Genomic DNA, 15647 nt, shown 5'->3' on the forward strand with positions numbered 1-15647 from the left:
AGGTGATGCGGCTCCGGATCGGATGCAGCGGTTGTTGAACAGGGCTCGCTGGGATCCCCGTGTGGTGCGCGCTGACCTGCGAGATTACGTGTTCGCCGAGCTCGGCGACGTCTCGGGTGTGCTGATTGTGGATGAGACCGGGTTCATCAAGAAGGGCAACCGGTCGGCCGGGGTGCAGCGGCAGTATTCCGGTACCGCGGGGCGGGTGGAGAACTGCCAGCTGGGGGTGTTTTTGGCCTACGCGTCCACGCAGGGCCGGGCGTTGATCGACGCGGAGTTGTACCTGCCCAAGTGCTGGCTGGCCGACCGCGAGCGATGCGCCCAGGCGGGCATCCCCGAGCAGGCCGCCTTCGCGACCAAACCTGCCCTGGCTCAGCAGATGCTGGACCGGGCGCTGGAGGCTGGAGCGCCGGCCCAGTGGGTGACGGCCGATGAGGCCTACGGCCAGGACCACAAGTTCCGCCGCCACCTGGAGCAACGCGGCGTCGGCTACGTCGTGGCGGTTCCCAAGAGCCAGCAGGTCGGTGCGGGCATCGGATACGGCACCACCAGCTCCCGCGCCGACGCGGTCACCGCCGACGCCCCGCCCGCGGCATGGAAGCGCCTCTCGGCTGGGGAGGGAGCCAAAGGGCCGAGGCTGTATGACTGGGCCCTGGCCACCCTGCCGCCCCACTCTGACGACCTGCTCGGCGGCCCGGACGCCCGGCAGCGGTGGCTACTTGTCCGCCGCAGCATCAGCGAGCCCGAAGAACTGGCCTTCTACCTGTGTTACGGCCCGGCCGGCACCCCCATCGCCGAGTTGATCCGTGTCGCCGGAGCCCGCTGGGCCATTGAGGAATGCTTCCAGGCCGCCAAGAACGAGGTCGGCCTGGACCAGTACCAGGTCCGCCGTTGGGGCGGCTGGCACCGCCACATCACCCTCGCCATGCTCGCTCACGCCTACCTCGCCGTCACCGCCGCTCATGCCCCAAAAGCAGGCGCGGCCTGGTCAACCTCACACCCGCCGAGATCCGACGTCTCCTGGCACACCTGACCAGCGCCGCCCACCACACCATCGACCACGCATTCCAGCACGCCCTGGCCTGGTCCGACCTACGCCGCACCCACCAAACCCGCGCCCGCAGTAGCCATCACTGGAAACGCTGGCTCCACCACAACCACATCACGATCTAAACCGAAAAGCTCACTGTAGTACTAGTACTACTATCAGGCTTTGTGATTTAGGTCTGGATGTGGTGGTGGCGGAGCCAGCGTTTCCAGTAGTGGGTGCTGCGGGCGCGGGTTTGGCGGGTACGGCGGAGGGCTGACCAGGCGAGGGCGTGGTCGAGTGGGCGGGTCGCGGCGCTGGTCAGGTGTGCCAGGAGACGGCGGATCTCGGCTGGGGTGAGCCGGACCAGGCCGCGGCTGCTTTTGGGGCGTGGGCGGCGGTGACGGCGAGGTAGGCGTGGGCGAGCATCGCGAGGGTGATGTGGCGGTGCCAGCCGTCGTAGCGTCTGACCTGGTATTGGTCCAGGCCTACTTCGTTCTTGGCGGCTTGGAAGCATTCCTCGATCGCCCAGCGGGCGCCTGCGGCACGGACCAGTTCGGCCATGGTGGTGCCCGCAGGGCCGAAGCACAGGTAGAAGGCCAGTTCCAGCTCGCCCTGGTCGCCTGGGGCCAGGCTGCGGCGGACCAGCAGCCACCGCTGGAAGCTGCCGGGACCGCCGAGGTCGTCGCCGGGGTGCGGTGCCAGGGTCGCCATGGCCCACTCGTACAGGCGCGGGCCCTTGGCTCCCTCACCGGCTGAGAGCTTCTTCCACGCCTCGGCCGGCGCGTCGGCGGTCACCGCATCAGCGCGTGATCCGCCGTTGCCGTAGCCGATGCCAGGCCCCAGCGACTGGCTCCTGGGGACGGCCACCACGTATCCGATCCGGCGTTTCTCCAGGTAGCGGCGGAACTTGTGGTCCTGGCCGTACGCCTCGTCCGCCGTGACCCACCGAGCCGGAACGCCACCGTCCTGCAGCGCTCTGGTCAGCATCGCCTGCGCCAGCGCGGGCTTGGTCGCGAACTTGGTCTGGTCCGGGATGCCGGCACGGGCGCACCGCTGGCGGTCGGTCAGCCACGGCTTCGGCAGATACAGCTCAGCGTCGATCAGCGCCCGTCCGCGCGTGGACGCGTAGGCCAGGAAGACACCCAGCTGGCAGTTCTCCACCCGCCCCGCAGTGCCGGAATACTGCCGCTGCACCCCGGCCGACCCGGTGCCCTTCTTGATGAACCCGGTCTCGTCCACGATCAGCACCCCGGAGTCGTCCCCGAGCTCGGCGAACACATACTCACGCAGGTCATCCCGCATACCCCGCGGATCCCAGCGGGCGTTACCCAGCAACCGCTGCATCCGGTCCGGCGCCGCATCCCCCGCCGCCTCCGCCAACTGCCAGCTGTTCTTGCGCTCCACCGGCGCCAGCTACCCCGTCACATACGCCCGCGCCTGAAGCCGCGGCTCCACCCGAGGGAACCGGCCCGCCACCCGGGCGAACAGATCATCCAGCCCCGACACCCACGACCGCAGAATCACCTACGGCCTGAACGGTCGCGATGCCGAGACGGTCGCGAACTATCGGACGTTGGCAGAGAAGCACATCATCCCCGGGTTGGGAGCGCGGAAGCTTCGCGAACTGTCCGCCGAAGACGTGGACAAGTGGCTAGCAGAGAAGGCACCCGAACTCAGCACGCGGTCTCTCCGATTGATCCATTCGGTTCTTCACCGGGCCGTACGGAACGCCCAAGCACGCGACAGGGTCAAGCGAAACGTGGTAGCGCTGTGCGAGGTCCCGACCGGCCGTCAGGGACGACCCTCGAAGGCGCTCACGCTCGCACAGGCCGAATCCGTGCTCAACGCTGCGGAGGGGCCGCGCTGTATGCCTACGTTGTGCTCTCATTGCTCGTTGGGGCGCGCACCGAGGAACTTCGCGCGCTCACATGGTCGCATGTCGATCTGGACGGCAAGCAGGACGCGGAACCGCCCGTACCGCCGTCCGTGATGGTCTGGCGGTCGGTGCGCTCTGGCGGAGACACCAAGACCCGTAGGTCACGGCGGACGCTGGCCCTACCGGCGCGATGTGTGGAGGCGCTACGCGCTCACCGCGACGCGCAGGACGTCACGAGGAAGGCCGCTGGCAAGGCGTGGCAGGAGCACGGGCTAGTGTTCGCGTCGCGCGTCGGGACGCCACTGGACTCGCACAACGTCCGCAGAGGGTTCCGGCGCATCCTCGCCAAGGCAGGACTGCCAGCGGGGGAGTGGACGCCTCGCGAGATGCGGCACAGCTTCGTGTCGCTGCTGTCCGATGACGGAATGGCCATCGAGGACATCGCGCGCCTGTGCGGGCACAGCGGGACGGCGGTCACAGAGGCGGTGTACCGACTTCAGATCAGGCCAGTGATCGAGGATGGCGCGACGGCTATGGATCGCATATTTCCGGGGTCCGATCCAGCCGCTTAGTCACTCAGTTAGGTACTCAGCACCAAAAGGGACCGGTCTCGATAAGATCGAAACCGGCCCCTGAGCTGTGTCGGGACGGCGGGATTTGAACCCACGACCCCTTGACCCCCAGTCAAGTGCGCTACCAAACTGCGCCACGTCCCGTGAACATCGCCAAGGCTAGCACAGGCGCAGGCTGGTCAATGACCCGTCAGGCGCGGTCCGCGGGAGGCGGTGCGGTGCTCTGGCGGACGATCAGCCGGGTGGGGACGAGTGTGGTGCCCGGAGCCGAATGCCGGCCACCCCGGATCTGGTCGAGAACGCCCTGGACGCAGCGGCGGCCGACCTCGGCGAAGTCCTGATGGACCGTGGTCAGCGGCGGGACGAACCAGTCGGCGGTGCCCGGAACGTCGTCGAAGCCCACCACGCTGACGTCGGCGGGGACGCGCCGTCCCTTCTCACCGAAGGCGCGCAGCAGGCCGAGGGCCATCTGGTCGTTGGCCGCGAACACCGCGGTGCAGGCCGGCTCCTCGGCGAGTTCGAGCCCGGCGCGGTATCCCGAATCCGTGGACCAGTCGCCGTGCCGTACGGGGGGCGCCTCCCTCCCGGCGGCCTCCAATGCCTTGCGCCAGGCCGCGGCGCGGCGCTCGGCGGCGAACGACTCCGCCGGGCCGGCGACGTGCCATACCGTGCGGTGCCCGAGGCTCAGCAGGTGCTCGACCGCCTGGCGGGCGCCGTCGGCCTGGTCGGTGTCCACCACGCTGTACCTGTCGCCGGCGTCGGAGTCGACCATGACGACGTGGACGCCCGGGGGGAGGGTGAACGACACGGTGTCGAGCAGGTGAGCCTCCATGATGACGATCACCGCGTCGACGGCGAGCTCGCCCAGCCGGGTGAAGGCTCCCATGACGTGATCCTGGGTCCGGGCCGCGACCGGGATCAACGTGATCGCGTATCCTTCTGCGGCCGCGTGTGCGGCGATGGCCTCCAGGGTCCGCGAGTTGCCGGTCGAGCTGAGGTCGAAGAGGATCACGCCGATCGTGCGGAACTCGCCGTACCGCAGCGCCCGCGCCGCGCTGTTGGGCCGGTAACCCAGCTCGCGCATGGCCGCCAGGACCTGGTCCCGCGTCGATCCGACGACGCTCGGGTGGCCGTTGGAGACCCGGGAGACCGTCTGGGAGGAGACGCCCGCGAGGCGTGCCACGTCGGCCATGGACACGCGCTGCTTGCGTCGCCCGCCGGCGGGCACCACCGGAGGGTCTTCCTGCCGGGGCTCACCGTCGCCTGAAGCCGATGAAATCATCGTCGGCCGCTCCTTCTGGACCGCTTCGGCACCGCCGAAGCCAAGGGTGCGGGGTCGGGACGGCCCTCTCGGACCCTTGACGACCGCTGTGACGGCTGCCACGATACCGCGATAAGTTTACGTAAACATCGTATCTTCGCCGTTACCTCTCACCTCCATGATCACCGGCTATCGTCGCAGGTGATCGTGAATGTTAACGCAAACATTTAACGGTGGGCGGGGCCCCGGCGCAGGAGGTTCACCATGGCGGAGGCGCGAGCGGTGGTGACGCCCCGGGTCCGGCGACCCGGCGGCCGTCGCTCCTGGCGCGGATGGCAGTTCGTCGGGCCGTTCATGGCCATGTTCACTCTGGTCTTCCTGGCTCCGATCGCTTACTCGATCTACCTGAGCCTCTTCCAGACGAAGCTGATCGGGGGGACGACGTTCGTCGGGATCGACAACTACCGGACCGCGCTGTCGGACCCGCAGTTCTGGTCCTCGTTCGGCCGGGTGGCGATCTTCCTGGCCGTGCAGGTGCCGATCATGTTGTTCATCGCCCTGCTCGTCGCGCTGGCGGTCGACAGCGGACGCCTGTACGGGAAGGCGTTCTTCCGGGTCTCGGTGTTCCTGCCCTACGCCGTGCCCGCCGTGGTCGCCACGCTGATGTGGAGCTTCATGTACGGCTCCGAGTTCGGGTTGATCAACGACCTGAACAACGCCTTCGGCCTCTCCCTGCCGAACCCACTGTCCGCGCACCTGCTCCTGGCGTCGATCGGCAACATCGTCACCTGGGAGTTCGTGGGCTACAACATGCTGATCTTCTACTCGGCGCTCAAGGTCGTACCGGCCTCGCTCTACGAGGCGGCCGAGATCGACGGGGCGGGTCAGCTGCGGATCGTGTGGGCCATCAAGATCCCCGCACTGCGGGGCGCGCTGCTCATCGCCACGATCTTCTCGATCATCGGCAGCTTCCAGCTGTTCAACGAGCCGGCGATCCTCAAACACCTGGCACCGAACGTGATCACGAGTTCCTACACCCCCAACTACTACGCCTACACGCTGTCGTTCGCGGGACAGCAGCAGAACTACTCGGCGACCGTGGCCATCGTGATGGGCGTGATCACCGTGATCATCGCCTATCTGGTGCAGGTGCGCGGCATGCGGAAGGCGGTCTGACCGATGGCCACCACCGGAACCACGACTCCACCTGCCCCGCGGACCCCCGCCCGGCACGGCGGTCCTCGGCGACGGCCGCTGATCGTCCGGCGGAGGACCTCGCTCCGCGACCGGCGCAGCCCCCTGCTCACCGCGCTGACCTCGATCGCGGCGCTCTACAGCCTGGTCCCGCTCATCTGGCTGGTGATCAACGCCACCAAGAGCCAGGAGGGCCTGTTCCATTCGTTCGGCCTGTGGTTCTCCGGCGACTTCGCGCTGTGGAGCAACATCCGGGAGACCTTCACGTACGACGGAGGGATCTTCACGCGGTGGGTGCTCAACACCCTGCTGTACGTGGTGGTCGGCGCCGGAGGCTCGACCCTTCTGGCCACGCTGGGCGGCTACGGTCTGGCCAAGTTCACCTTCCCCGGCAAGCGCCTGGTGTTCGTCCTCGTGCTCGGCGCGGTCGCGGTGCCCAGCACCGCGCTGGCGGTGCCGACGTTCCTGATGTTCGCCAAGCTGGGCCTGACCGACACGCCGTGGTCGATCATCATCCCGTCGCTGGTCTCGCCGTTCGGCCTGTACCTGATGTGGACGTTCGCCACCGAGGCGATCCCGCGTGAGCTGCTGGAGTCGGCACGGGTGGACGGTGCCGGCGAGTTCCGCACGTTCTTCTCCGTCGGCCTGCCGCTGCTGCGCCCGGGGATCGTCACCGTCCTGCTGTTCACCGTGGTCGCGACCTGGAACAACTACTTCCTGCCGCTGGTCATGCTCAAGAACCCCGACTGGTATCCGCTCACCCTCGGCCTGGACCGGTGGAACGCGCAGGCCCACACCGCGGGCGCGCAGGCCGTCTTCAACCTCGTCATCACGGGGTCGCTGCTCATGATCTTGCCGCTGATCGCCGCGTTCCTGCTGCTCCAGCGGTACTGGCAGTCCGGTCTTGCCGCGGGCAGCGTCAAGGGCTGACCGACCGCCATGATCCCCCTCCTCGCCCTCACCGAAAGGACCCCTTCATGACATACGGTCGCCGTCGTTTGCTCCTGTCCGGAATCGCGATGGCCGCCAGTCTGGCGCTCGGCGCGTCCGGCTGCGGCTCCTCCGGAAGTGATTCCAAATCCGATTCGTCCGGCAAGTCGGCCGCCGTCTCCGACGCCGACGTCCAGGCCGCACTGAACGCCGGCGGCTCCATCACGGTGTGGGCGTGGGAGCCGACGCTCAAGCAGGTCGTCACCGCGTTCCAGACCAAGTACCCCAAGGTGAAGGTCAACCTGGTCAACGCCGGGACCAGCAAGGACCAGTACACCGCGCTGCAGAACGCCATCAGCGCCGGGAAGGGTATTCCGGACGTCGCGCAGATCGAGTACTTCGCGGTGCCGCAGTTCGCGCTCGGCAAGTCTCTGCAGGACCTGACCGGCTTCGGCGCCGACAAGCTGAGCGGGACCTTCTCGCCCGGACCGTGGAGCTCCGTGCATCAGGGCAAGGGCATCTACGGCCTGCCGATGGACTCCGGGCCGATGGCGCTGTTCTACAACAAGGAGGTCTTCGACAAGTACAAGATCAACGTGCCGACGACGTGGGACGAGTACGTGCAGGCGGCCGAGAAACTGCACGCCGCCGATCCCAAGGCGTACATCACCAACGACGTCGGTGACGCCGGGTTCACCACCAGCATGATCTGGCAGGCGGGCGGCAAGCCGTACAAGGTCGACGGCACCAACGTCAGCGTCAACTTCTCCGACGCCGGCTCGCAGAAGTTCACCACGACCTGGCAGCAACTCGTCAGCAAGAAGCTGGTCGCGCCGGTGGAGGGGTGGAGCGACGCCTGGTTCAAGGGCCTCGGTGACGGCACCATCGCCAGCCTGACCACGGGGGCCTGGATGCCGGCGAACTTCGAGACCGGCGTGAAGGCCGGGAAGGGCAAGTGGCGGGTCGCCCCCATGCCGCAGTGGCAGGCCGGCGGAACGGCCACCGCCGAGAACGGCGGCAGCTCGCTGGCCGTCACCGCCGCCAGTAAGCAGCAGAAACTGGCCTACGGCTTCCTGAAGTTCGCGAATGTCGACGACGGGGTGAAGCTGCGGGTGGACGCCGGAGCCTTCCCCGCCACCACCGCCACGCTCCAGTCCCCGGACTTCCTGAACGCCACCCCGGCCTACTTCGGCGGCCAGAAGATCAACGAGATTCTGGCGCAGTCCGCGAAGAACGTCGTCCCCGGCTGGTCCTACCTGCCGTTCCAGACCTACGCCAACAGCATCTTCAACGACACCGCCGGCAAGGCCTACATCAGCGGTACCACCCTGCAGCAGGGCCTCCAGGCGTGGCAGGCCGCGTCGATCAAGTACGGGCAGCAGCAGGGCTTCACCATGAATTGACTTCCTCCCCCTCCTGAAGGAGGGGGAGTCCCGTCGGCTTTGTGGCCGACCCGGCCTTTAGGCCGGGCGCCTCGCGGCGTGGGTTTCCTGTTTCAGCGCCGACTGCGGAAGGGAGGGCCCTTGCCGTCTGACACCAGCTCCGCAGGCATCGCCAGGGGTTGGCCTGGCTACGGCTTGACCAGCCGCAAGGATGTTCTTGGCCGCGTTGATGTCCCGGTCATGCCGGGCGCAGCAGGTGGGGCACGTCCAGTGCCGGGTGGAAAGACTCAACTCCGCGAGCAGGTGCCCGCAAACCGAGCAGGTCTTGGACGAGGGATACCAGCGGTCGATCACCACCAGGCGCCGCCCGGCACGTTCGGCCTTGTACTCCAACTGCCTGCGGAACTCCCCCCACCCCGCATCGGAGATCACCCGCGCCAGCTTGTGGTTCTTCACCATGTTGGTGACCGCGAGGTCTTCGATCACGATGGTGTCGGCCCTGCGGATCAGGTTGGTGCTGGTGCGGTGCAGGAAGTCCTTCCGGGCGTTGCGGACCTTGCGGTGGGCGCGGGCGACCTTGGCCTTGGCCTTGCGGCGGTTCATGCTCCCGCGCTGGCAGCGGGCCATCCGCCGCTGATACCGGGCGAGGTTGCGGGCCTTGCGCTCCAGGTGCCGGGGGTTGGCGATGCTTTCTCCGTCGGAGGTGACCGCGAAGTCCTTCACACCCAGGTCGAAGGCCGGGGCATCCTTCGGAGATTTAGGTGAGCCACCGACCGTGGTGCGCCCCCGTACCCGCCGGATCGTCGGCGGGTACGGGGGCGGGTCTCATCGGGGACGGCGCAGGACGCGGACGCCGTGGGGGCCCAGCACCCGATCGTCCGCTCCGCCGTACAGGACCTGGCCGTCGATTCCGCCGAGTTCGACGGGCTCTCCGGTGTGGTTGATGAGGAACCAGAACTCGGCGTCGCCGGTGGCGCGCACCGCCAGTTCGACTCGTCCCCGGGCCTGCTCGGGCAGTTCGCCGTCCACGCCGCTGACGCGCAGGAGCTCGGCGAGCACCGGCCGCAGGCCCTCGGGACCGAGCCTGGTCGAGACGTACGCCGCCGTGCCCGCCCCCGTACGCCGGAGCGTGATGGCGGGCCGGCCTGCCTGCTCACCGGACTTGTACGTGGCCAGGACCTCGACGGCGGGGTCGGTGAGGTCGATGCGGTCGGTCCACAGTGTGCCGACGGACCCGTTGTCGAGATCGACGCTCTGGTCGGCTGGCAGCGGCCCGAACTCCTCGATCCGGATTCCCAGCAGAGCGCGCAGCGCACCCGGATAGCCGCCCAGCCACACCCGGTCGTTCTCGTCCACGATGCCGGAGAAGTAGGTGGTCACCAGGTGCCCGCCGCCGGTGACGTACGCGCGCAGCCGCTCCGCCAGGGCCGTGGGCACCACGTGGAGGATCGGCGCCACCACGAGGTCGTAGCCGTCGAGCGCGTGCTCGACCGGGACGACGTCGGCGCGTACCCCTTCGGCCAGGAACGCGGAGTACCAGTCCAGCGCCTCCTGGTGGTAGCGCAGGAGCGACGACGGGTGGGAGTCCAGCTCGGCGGTCCACCAGGACTGCCAGTCGAACAGGATCGCCGCGCGCGCCGGCTTGCGCGGGGCGCCCGCCACCGGGGCGAGGTCCCGCAGCGCGGCGCCCAGGTCGCGGACGGCGCGGAACACCGCGCTGTCCTCCCCGGCGTGCGGCAGCATCGCCGAGTGGTACTTCTCCGCGCCGCCCGCGGACTGCCGCCACTGGAAGAAGCAGACCGCGTCCGCGCCATGGGCGACGTGCGTCAGGGAGTCGCGCGCCATCGCGCCGTCCGGCTTGGGGCGGTTGACCGGCTGCCAGTTCACCGCGCTGGTGGAGTGCTCCATCAGGTACCAGGGGCGGCCAGGCGTCAGGTTGCCGGTGAGGTTCGCCGAGAACGACAGCTCGTCCTGCCCCTGCGGGCCGGGTATCACGTAGTGGTCGTTCGACACGAAGTCGATCTCGGCGGCCCAGTCGGCGTAGTTCATGCCGGTGATGCCGCTCATGACCATGAAGTTCGTCGTCACCGGGACATCGGGCGTGAGCTCGCGCAGGATGTCCCGTTCCGCCCGCAGGTACTCCTTCAGCGCGTCGGAGGAGAACCGCTTGAAATCCAGCTGCTGGGCCGGGTTGGGAAAGGACGAGGGAGCCGCCAGGCGGGGCGGGAGGACCTCTTCCCAGGCGCTGTAGTGCTGCGACCAGAAGCTCGTCGACCAGGCGGCGTTCAGCGCGTCGACGGTTCCGTACCGCTGCCGCAGCCACGCGCGGAAGGCCCGCGCCGCGTCGTCGGAGTAGTCGTAGATGTTGTGGCAGCCCAGCTCGTTCGACACGTGCCAGGCGGCCAGGGCCGGGTGATCCTCGTACCGTTCGGCCATCGCCCGGACGAGCACGAGCGCGTGCTCGCGGAAGACCGGGGATGTCGGCCGCCAGTGCTGTCGTGCACCCGACCACCGAGTGCGTCCCTCCTGGTCGACCGGGAGGATCTCGGGGTGGGCGGTGGTCAGCCACGGCGGCGGTGAGGCCGTGGCGGTGGCCAGGTTCACCGCGATGCCGTGCTCGTGCAGCAGGTCCATGACCTCGTCGAGCCAGGCGAAGTCCCACCGATCCTCGGCTGGCTGGAGGCGGGCCCACGAGAAGATCGCCAGCGCGACGACGGTCACGCCGGCGGCGTTCATCGCCCGCGCGTCCTCCCGCCAGACCTCCCGGGGCCACTGCTCGGGGTTGTAGTCGGCGCCGAACGCGAGCCCGGGACGGGCGCCGTCGGCGGGCCACCGCAGCCACCGGGGCGATGGGTTGTTGACCACCTGCACTCCTCGCACCGGGAACGGTCCCCCGCTCGACCGGCGACAGAACGAATGTTTACGTAAACATCCGCATGTTCGCAGGTCGTCCGAACGCCGTCAAGATCTGGCATGTCGGCCGGCAGCGACTCCCGGGGACCTCTGCGGAAACGCGGAGGTCGGCGACGCCGTCCCCGGCCGTCAGGTCGTCGCGGTGGAGTCCTGGCTCGGCGGGCGGTGACCGAGCCGCTGCGAGAGCGCCGCCGCGCCACCGCGGACCAGGCCGCTCCACTCCTCGCGCCGCCGGTCGTCCCAGCGGATGCTCGGCACCGAGATGCTCATTCCGGCGACCATGTCGCCCGTGTGGTCGTAGACGGGGGCGGCGACGCAGAACACCGCGTCGTTCGACTCGCACTCGTCGTAGGAGAGCCCGACCCGCCGGATCTCCTCCAGGTGCGTCCGCAGCCGTACGGGCGAGGTGATGCTGCGGACGGTCATGCCGGCCAGGTCCCCGTCGAGCGGACAGGCGGCGTCGAGGCGCTCGGGCGTCAGTCCGGACAGCAGCATCTTGCCGACGCCGGTGCAGTGCGCGGGCAGGCGGCGTCCCACGGCGGAGACCATCCGGACGGGGTGGGTGCTGTCGACCTTGGCGATGTAGACGACGTCGGTGTCGTCGAGGACCGCGACGTGGACCGTCTCGTCGCATTCGGCGGCGACCCGCTGGGCGGCCTCCCGGGCCTCGTGGGCCAGATCCAGCTGGTCGGCGAAGACGCTGCCGAGCTGGAACAGCCGCATGCCGAGCCGGTAGCGCGTCGGCTGGCCGGACACGGGGATGAGGTACGCGCGTTCGGCAAGCGTGGTGACCAGCTCGTGGACCGTCGTGCGGGGGAGTCCGAGGCGCTCGGTGATCTCCGGCGCGGACAGGGTGGGGCGTTCGAGGAACAGCTCGAGGATGTCCAGGGCGCGAGTCACCGCTGGTACCGCACGTCCCATTCCGGCCACCTTTCGGACTCGGTACGAAATGCCGAACAGCTTAGTGTTGCGTTCTTGACAGCGCATCGCGGCGGAATTTAGCGTCTGCCCGCAGGCCTCGAACATTGTTCGAAATCTCGAACAGGGTGGGACGGGTCTGCGCGCGGGACAGGCCGACGGCCTTCTCGCAGCCTCCGTGACAACAGCACATCGAAGACCGCCTGATCGGGGGCGGGCGGCGGATGCGCATTCCGGCCCCAGGGCCGAAGAAAGGAGCACTCGTGCCCCTCCGCCCAACGAAATCCCGCCTCATCGGCATGGCCGCGCTGGCCGCGCTGGTGACCGGCGTCCTCCCGGCGGCGAACGTCGAAGCGGCGTCGAAGCCGACCATCTCCAAGGACCTGTTCGGCACTCTCTCCGACGGCACGAAGGTCTGGCGCTACACCCTGAGCAGCAACGCCATCAGCGTCAAGATCATCACGTACGGCGGGATCGTCCAGCGGGTCGACGCCCCCGACCGGCACGGACACCGCACCAACGTCGTCCTCGGCTTCCCCAAGCTCGACGACTACGTCGCCAAGAACAACCCGGGGCCGTACTTCGGAGCGCTCATCGGGCGGTACGCCAACCGCATCGCCAAGGGCACCTTCACGCTGGACGGCAAGACCTACCACCTGCCGCTGAACAACAACGGCAACAGCCTGCACGGCGGCCCGAAGGGCTTCGACACCAAGGTCTGGACCGCCACGCAGGGCAAGGGCAAGGACTCCGTCTCGCTGCGGCTCGACTACACCAGCCCGGACGGGGAGATGAACTACCCGGGCACGCTCAAGGCCAGCACGACGTACACCCTCAGCGGGCACAACCTGCGCATCGACTACCGGGCCACCACCGACAAGGCCACGATCGTCAACCTGACCAACCACTCGTACTTCAACCTGGCGGGTGAAGGGTCCGGCGGCATCTACGACCACCGGCTGATGCTCAACGCGAGCCGCTACACGCCGGTCGACTCGACTCTCATCCCGACCGGGAAGCTCGACCCGGTCGCCGGCACGCCGATGGACTTCACCAAGCCGACGCCCATCGGCGCGCGCATCCGGAACAACTTCCAGCAGCTCGCCTACGGCCAGGGCTACGACCACAACTGGGTCCTCAACGGCTCGGGCTTCCGCCTCGCCGCCGAGGTCAGCGAACCGACCAGCGGCCGGGTGCTGAAGCTGTACACCGACCAGCCGGGCATCCAGTTCTACTCGGGCAACTTCCTCGACGGCACGCTGTACGGCACGAGCGGCCGGCAGTACCGGCAGGGAGACGGCCTCGCGCTGGAGACCCAGCACTTCCCCGACTCGCCGAACCACACGAACTTCCCGTCCGCGGTGCTGCGCCCCGGACAGACGTACCGGACGGCGACCGTCTGGTCGTTCTCGGCCCACTGATCCCGACCGGCACCGGGCCGCCCGCGTCGAGCGGCGGCCCGGTGCCGCTGTCCAGGGCCTGTCTCGAAGCCCCCGTTCGTGACAGGCCCTAGCCGAGGTCCCAGAGGCGTACGGTCGCGTCGTCGCCGCCCGTCGCGAGTGTCCTGCCGTCGGGGGAGAAGGCGACGGCGTCGACGATGCCCGCCTGCGGGGTCAGCGTGGTGACGGGCCTCCCGGTCAGGGCGTTCCACAGCAGGACGGCGTCGCCTCCGGCGCAGGCGAGGATGCGGCCGTCGGGGCTGAACGCCACGCCGTTGACGCGGCCGGGGAGGCTGGGCAGGGACGCGACGAGCCGGTGGGTCACGACGTCCCACAGCCGGACGCGGCCGTCATAGCCGCCGGCCGCGAGTATCCGGCCGTCGGGGCTGAACGCCATCCCGACGACGAGTGACGTCAGCCGGGTCATGATGACGGGGTGACCGGGCCGCGCGGTGTCCCACAGCCGGATGGCCCAGGTGCCGGCCGTGGCCAGGGTGCTCCCGTGCGGGGCGAAGGCGGCGGTGAACATGCCCTCGTCCCGGGTGGGCAGCGTGCCGGCCGAGCGGTGGTCCGGGACGCTCCAGAGACGGACGGCGTCGCCCGCGCTCGCGAGGAGCCCGCCGTCCGAGCTGAAGGTCAGCGCGCTGACGCTGTTGCCGTGCGTGTCCAAGGTCGCGACGCGCGTGCGCTCGGCGGTGTTCCACAGGAGCACCTTGCCGTCGTACCCCGCGGTGGCCAGGGTGCGCCCGTCCGCGCTGAAGGCCGCGGCGAACACGTCGTACGCGTGGCCGGCGAGGGTCGCCACCTGCCGTCGGTCGGGCAGGTTCCACAGCCGTACGGAGTGATCCGCGCCGCCGGTGGCGAGGGTGCGCCCGTCCGGGCTGAAGGCCACGGTGTAGATCTCGCCCGGGCCCGCGGTCAGTGCGGCGTCGAGACGCGGAGCCGTGCTCGCCGGCCGCCGCGGCGGCCGGGAACGCCGCGCGACGTCGTGCTGCTGGTCGGGCACGGTCAGCAGGGTGAGCGCCAGGACGGCCACCGGGGCGGCCACCAGCAGCGTGAGGTGGCGTCCGTGCCACGTCCGCTGCCCGGGAGGTCGGCCGGGAGGTCGGTCGGGGTCGGTTGGTCGGGGAGGCCCGTGCACGGCGCGCTGTGGACGGGTCGCCTCGGGGAGGGCCGCCCAGGATCGGCGACGGCCCCTGCCGACATGCGCACGGCGACCCGCGGCCTCCCGGGTCGGCGTCGGCAGGGCGCGCGGGCGCGGCCCATCGGTGTACGCCCGGCCGAGGAGGGGCCACGCGGGGTCGGCGATCGCGGCCAGGAGCTCCGCCGCCGCATCCGCGCCGATGCGGTCGGCGATGTCCTTGCGGAGCAGGCCGTCCAGGACCGGGGCGAGCGGGCCCGCGTGCGGCGCGGGCGCCGGCTCCTCGGTGACGATCGAGTGCAGCACCGCGTTGGTGTTCGGCCCGGTGAACGGCCGACGCCCCTCCACGGCGTAGAAGAGCGTGGCGCCGAGCGACCACAGGTCGGACGCGGGGACGGCGGGCTCGCCGCGGGCCCGTTCGGGCGCCAGGTAGGCGGGGGCGCCCATGACGATGCCGGACTGGGTGAGTCCGGGGTCGCCCTCCACGGTCGCCAGCCCGAAGTCCCCGAGCACCACCCGTTGCTCGGCGACGAGGACGTTGCCGGGCTTGACGTCGCGATGCAGGACGCCGGCCCGATGCGCGGCGATCAGGGCGTCGACTAACTGCAGCCCTATGTCGGCGACCCGCTCCGGGGGGAGCGGGCCGTCCTCCCGGATGAGCTCCCCGAGCGACCGCCCGTCGACGAACTCCATGATGATCCACGGATCGTCCCCGTCCTCGACGACGTCGTGGACGGTGACGACGCCGGGGTGGTCGAGCCGGGCCGCCGAGCGGGCCTCCTGGAGTGTGCGCCGGCGCTGCTCCGCGCGCTGCTCCTCGGTGAAGTACGAGGGGAGGAACAGCCGTTTGGCGGCGACGTCGCGGTCCAGGCGCTCGTCGCGCGCCCGCCACACCACCGCGAAGCCGCCACGGCCGACCTGCTCGATGAGACGGTACTGCCCGGCGATCAGCCGCCCTCGGCCTTCCGGCATGGAAGGACGATAACCGTCG

Annotated in this window: 12 protein-coding genes, 1 tRNA gene and 1 pseudogene; 7 read left to right on the top strand and 7 right to left on the bottom strand. The window is 69.5% G+C overall.

The features are described 5' to 3' along the window. Nucleotides 1–1033: IS701 family transposase (locus AB0I04_RS28570; protein ID WP_360890863.1), on the top strand; the 1033-nt coding region annotated here is incomplete at its 5' end. Between the two features lie 315 nt (nt 1034–1348). On the opposite strand, the pseudogene AB0I04_RS28575 reads toward AB0I04_RS28570, so the two are convergent. Next, nucleotides 1349–2554, bottom strand: a pseudogene (locus tag AB0I04_RS28575) (IS701 family transposase). 76 nt (nt 2555–2630) lie between these two features. On the opposite strand from AB0I04_RS28575, the gene AB0I04_RS28580 reads away from it, so the two are divergent. Further along, the gene (locus AB0I04_RS28580) at nt 2631–3020 is read left to right on the top strand and encodes a hypothetical protein (RefSeq protein WP_360891222.1); all 390 of its coding nucleotides are present in this window, start codon (nt 2631–2633) and stop codon (nt 3018–3020) included. Further along, on the top strand, nt 2909–3478 hold the full coding sequence (locus AB0I04_RS28585; RefSeq protein ID WP_360890866.1) for a site-specific integrase: 570 nt from the start codon (nt 2909–2911) through the stop codon (nt 3476–3478). Before AB0I04_RS28580 ends, AB0I04_RS28585 begins: the two co-directional genes overlap by 112 nt. Before the next feature lie 70 nt (nt 3479–3548). Here the strand turns inward: AB0I04_RS28585 and AB0I04_RS28590 are convergent. Then, nucleotides 3549–3622, bottom strand: a tRNA-Pro gene (locus tag AB0I04_RS28590). 46 nt (nt 3623–3668) lie between these two features. After that, complete coding sequence (locus AB0I04_RS28595; protein WP_360890869.1) at nt 3669–4760, bottom strand: LacI family DNA-binding transcriptional regulator; 1092 nt, start codon at nt 4758–4760, stop codon at nt 3669–3671. A gap of 243 nt (nt 4761–5003) precedes the next feature. Here AB0I04_RS28595 and AB0I04_RS28600 point away from each other — a divergent pair, with 243 nt between their 5' ends. The 3 genes from AB0I04_RS28600 to AB0I04_RS28610 are packed head-to-tail and all read left to right on the top strand — an operon-like array spanning nt 5004 to nt 8266. Next, a complete protein-coding gene (locus AB0I04_RS28600; protein WP_360890872.1) occupies nt 5004–5915 on the top strand; it encodes a sugar ABC transporter permease in 912 nt (303 codons plus the stop codon). Nucleotides 5916–5918: 3 nt separating this feature from the next. Further along, complete coding sequence (locus AB0I04_RS28605; protein WP_360890875.1) at nt 5919–6863, top strand: carbohydrate ABC transporter permease; 945 nt, start codon at nt 5919–5921, stop codon at nt 6861–6863. A 47-nt stretch (nt 6864–6910) separates the two neighbouring features. Further along, the gene (locus tag AB0I04_RS28610) at nt 6911–8266 is read left to right on the top strand and encodes a sugar ABC transporter substrate-binding protein (protein ID WP_360890878.1); all 1356 of its coding nucleotides are present in this window, start codon (nt 6911–6913) and stop codon (nt 8264–8266) included. A gap of 57 nt (nt 8267–8323) precedes the next feature. Here AB0I04_RS28610 and AB0I04_RS28615 read toward each other — a convergent pair whose 3' ends face one another. From AB0I04_RS28615 to AB0I04_RS28625, 3 genes are all read right to left on the bottom strand, one after another. Further along, on the bottom strand, nt 8324–9046 hold the full coding sequence (locus AB0I04_RS28615; protein ID WP_360891225.1) for an RNA-guided endonuclease TnpB family protein: 723 nt from the start codon (nt 9044–9046) through the stop codon (nt 8324–8326). Between the two features lie 24 nt (nt 9047–9070). Beyond that, on the bottom strand, nt 9071–11110 hold the full coding sequence (locus AB0I04_RS28620; RefSeq protein ID WP_360890881.1) for a beta-galactosidase: 2040 nt from the start codon (nt 11108–11110) through the stop codon (nt 9071–9073). A 177-nt stretch (nt 11111–11287) separates the two neighbouring features. Next, nucleotides 11288–12079, bottom strand: a complete 792-nt coding sequence (locus AB0I04_RS28625) for an IclR family transcriptional regulator (protein WP_360890884.1) — start codon at nt 12077–12079, stop codon at nt 11288–11290. A gap of 260 nt (nt 12080–12339) precedes the next feature. Here AB0I04_RS28625 and AB0I04_RS28630 point away from each other — a divergent pair, with 260 nt between their 5' ends. Next, nucleotides 12340–13497: an aldose epimerase family protein gene (locus AB0I04_RS28630; protein ID WP_360890887.1), complete on the top strand. Its 1158-nt coding sequence runs from the start codon at nt 12340–12342 to the stop codon at nt 13495–13497. Nucleotides 13498–13585: 88 nt separating this feature from the next. Here the strand turns inward: AB0I04_RS28630 and AB0I04_RS28635 are convergent, their stop codons facing one another. Further along, complete coding sequence (locus AB0I04_RS28635; protein ID WP_360890889.1) at nt 13586–15628, bottom strand: serine/threonine-protein kinase; 2043 nt, start codon at nt 15626–15628, stop codon at nt 13586–13588. Nucleotides 15629–15647: the final 19 nt, after the last annotated feature.

Origin of the sequence: Actinoallomurus sp. NPDC050550, from assembly GCF_040655075.1 — a bacterium.
Classification (GTDB): Bacteria; Actinomycetota; Actinomycetes; order Streptosporangiales; family Streptosporangiaceae; genus Actinoallomurus.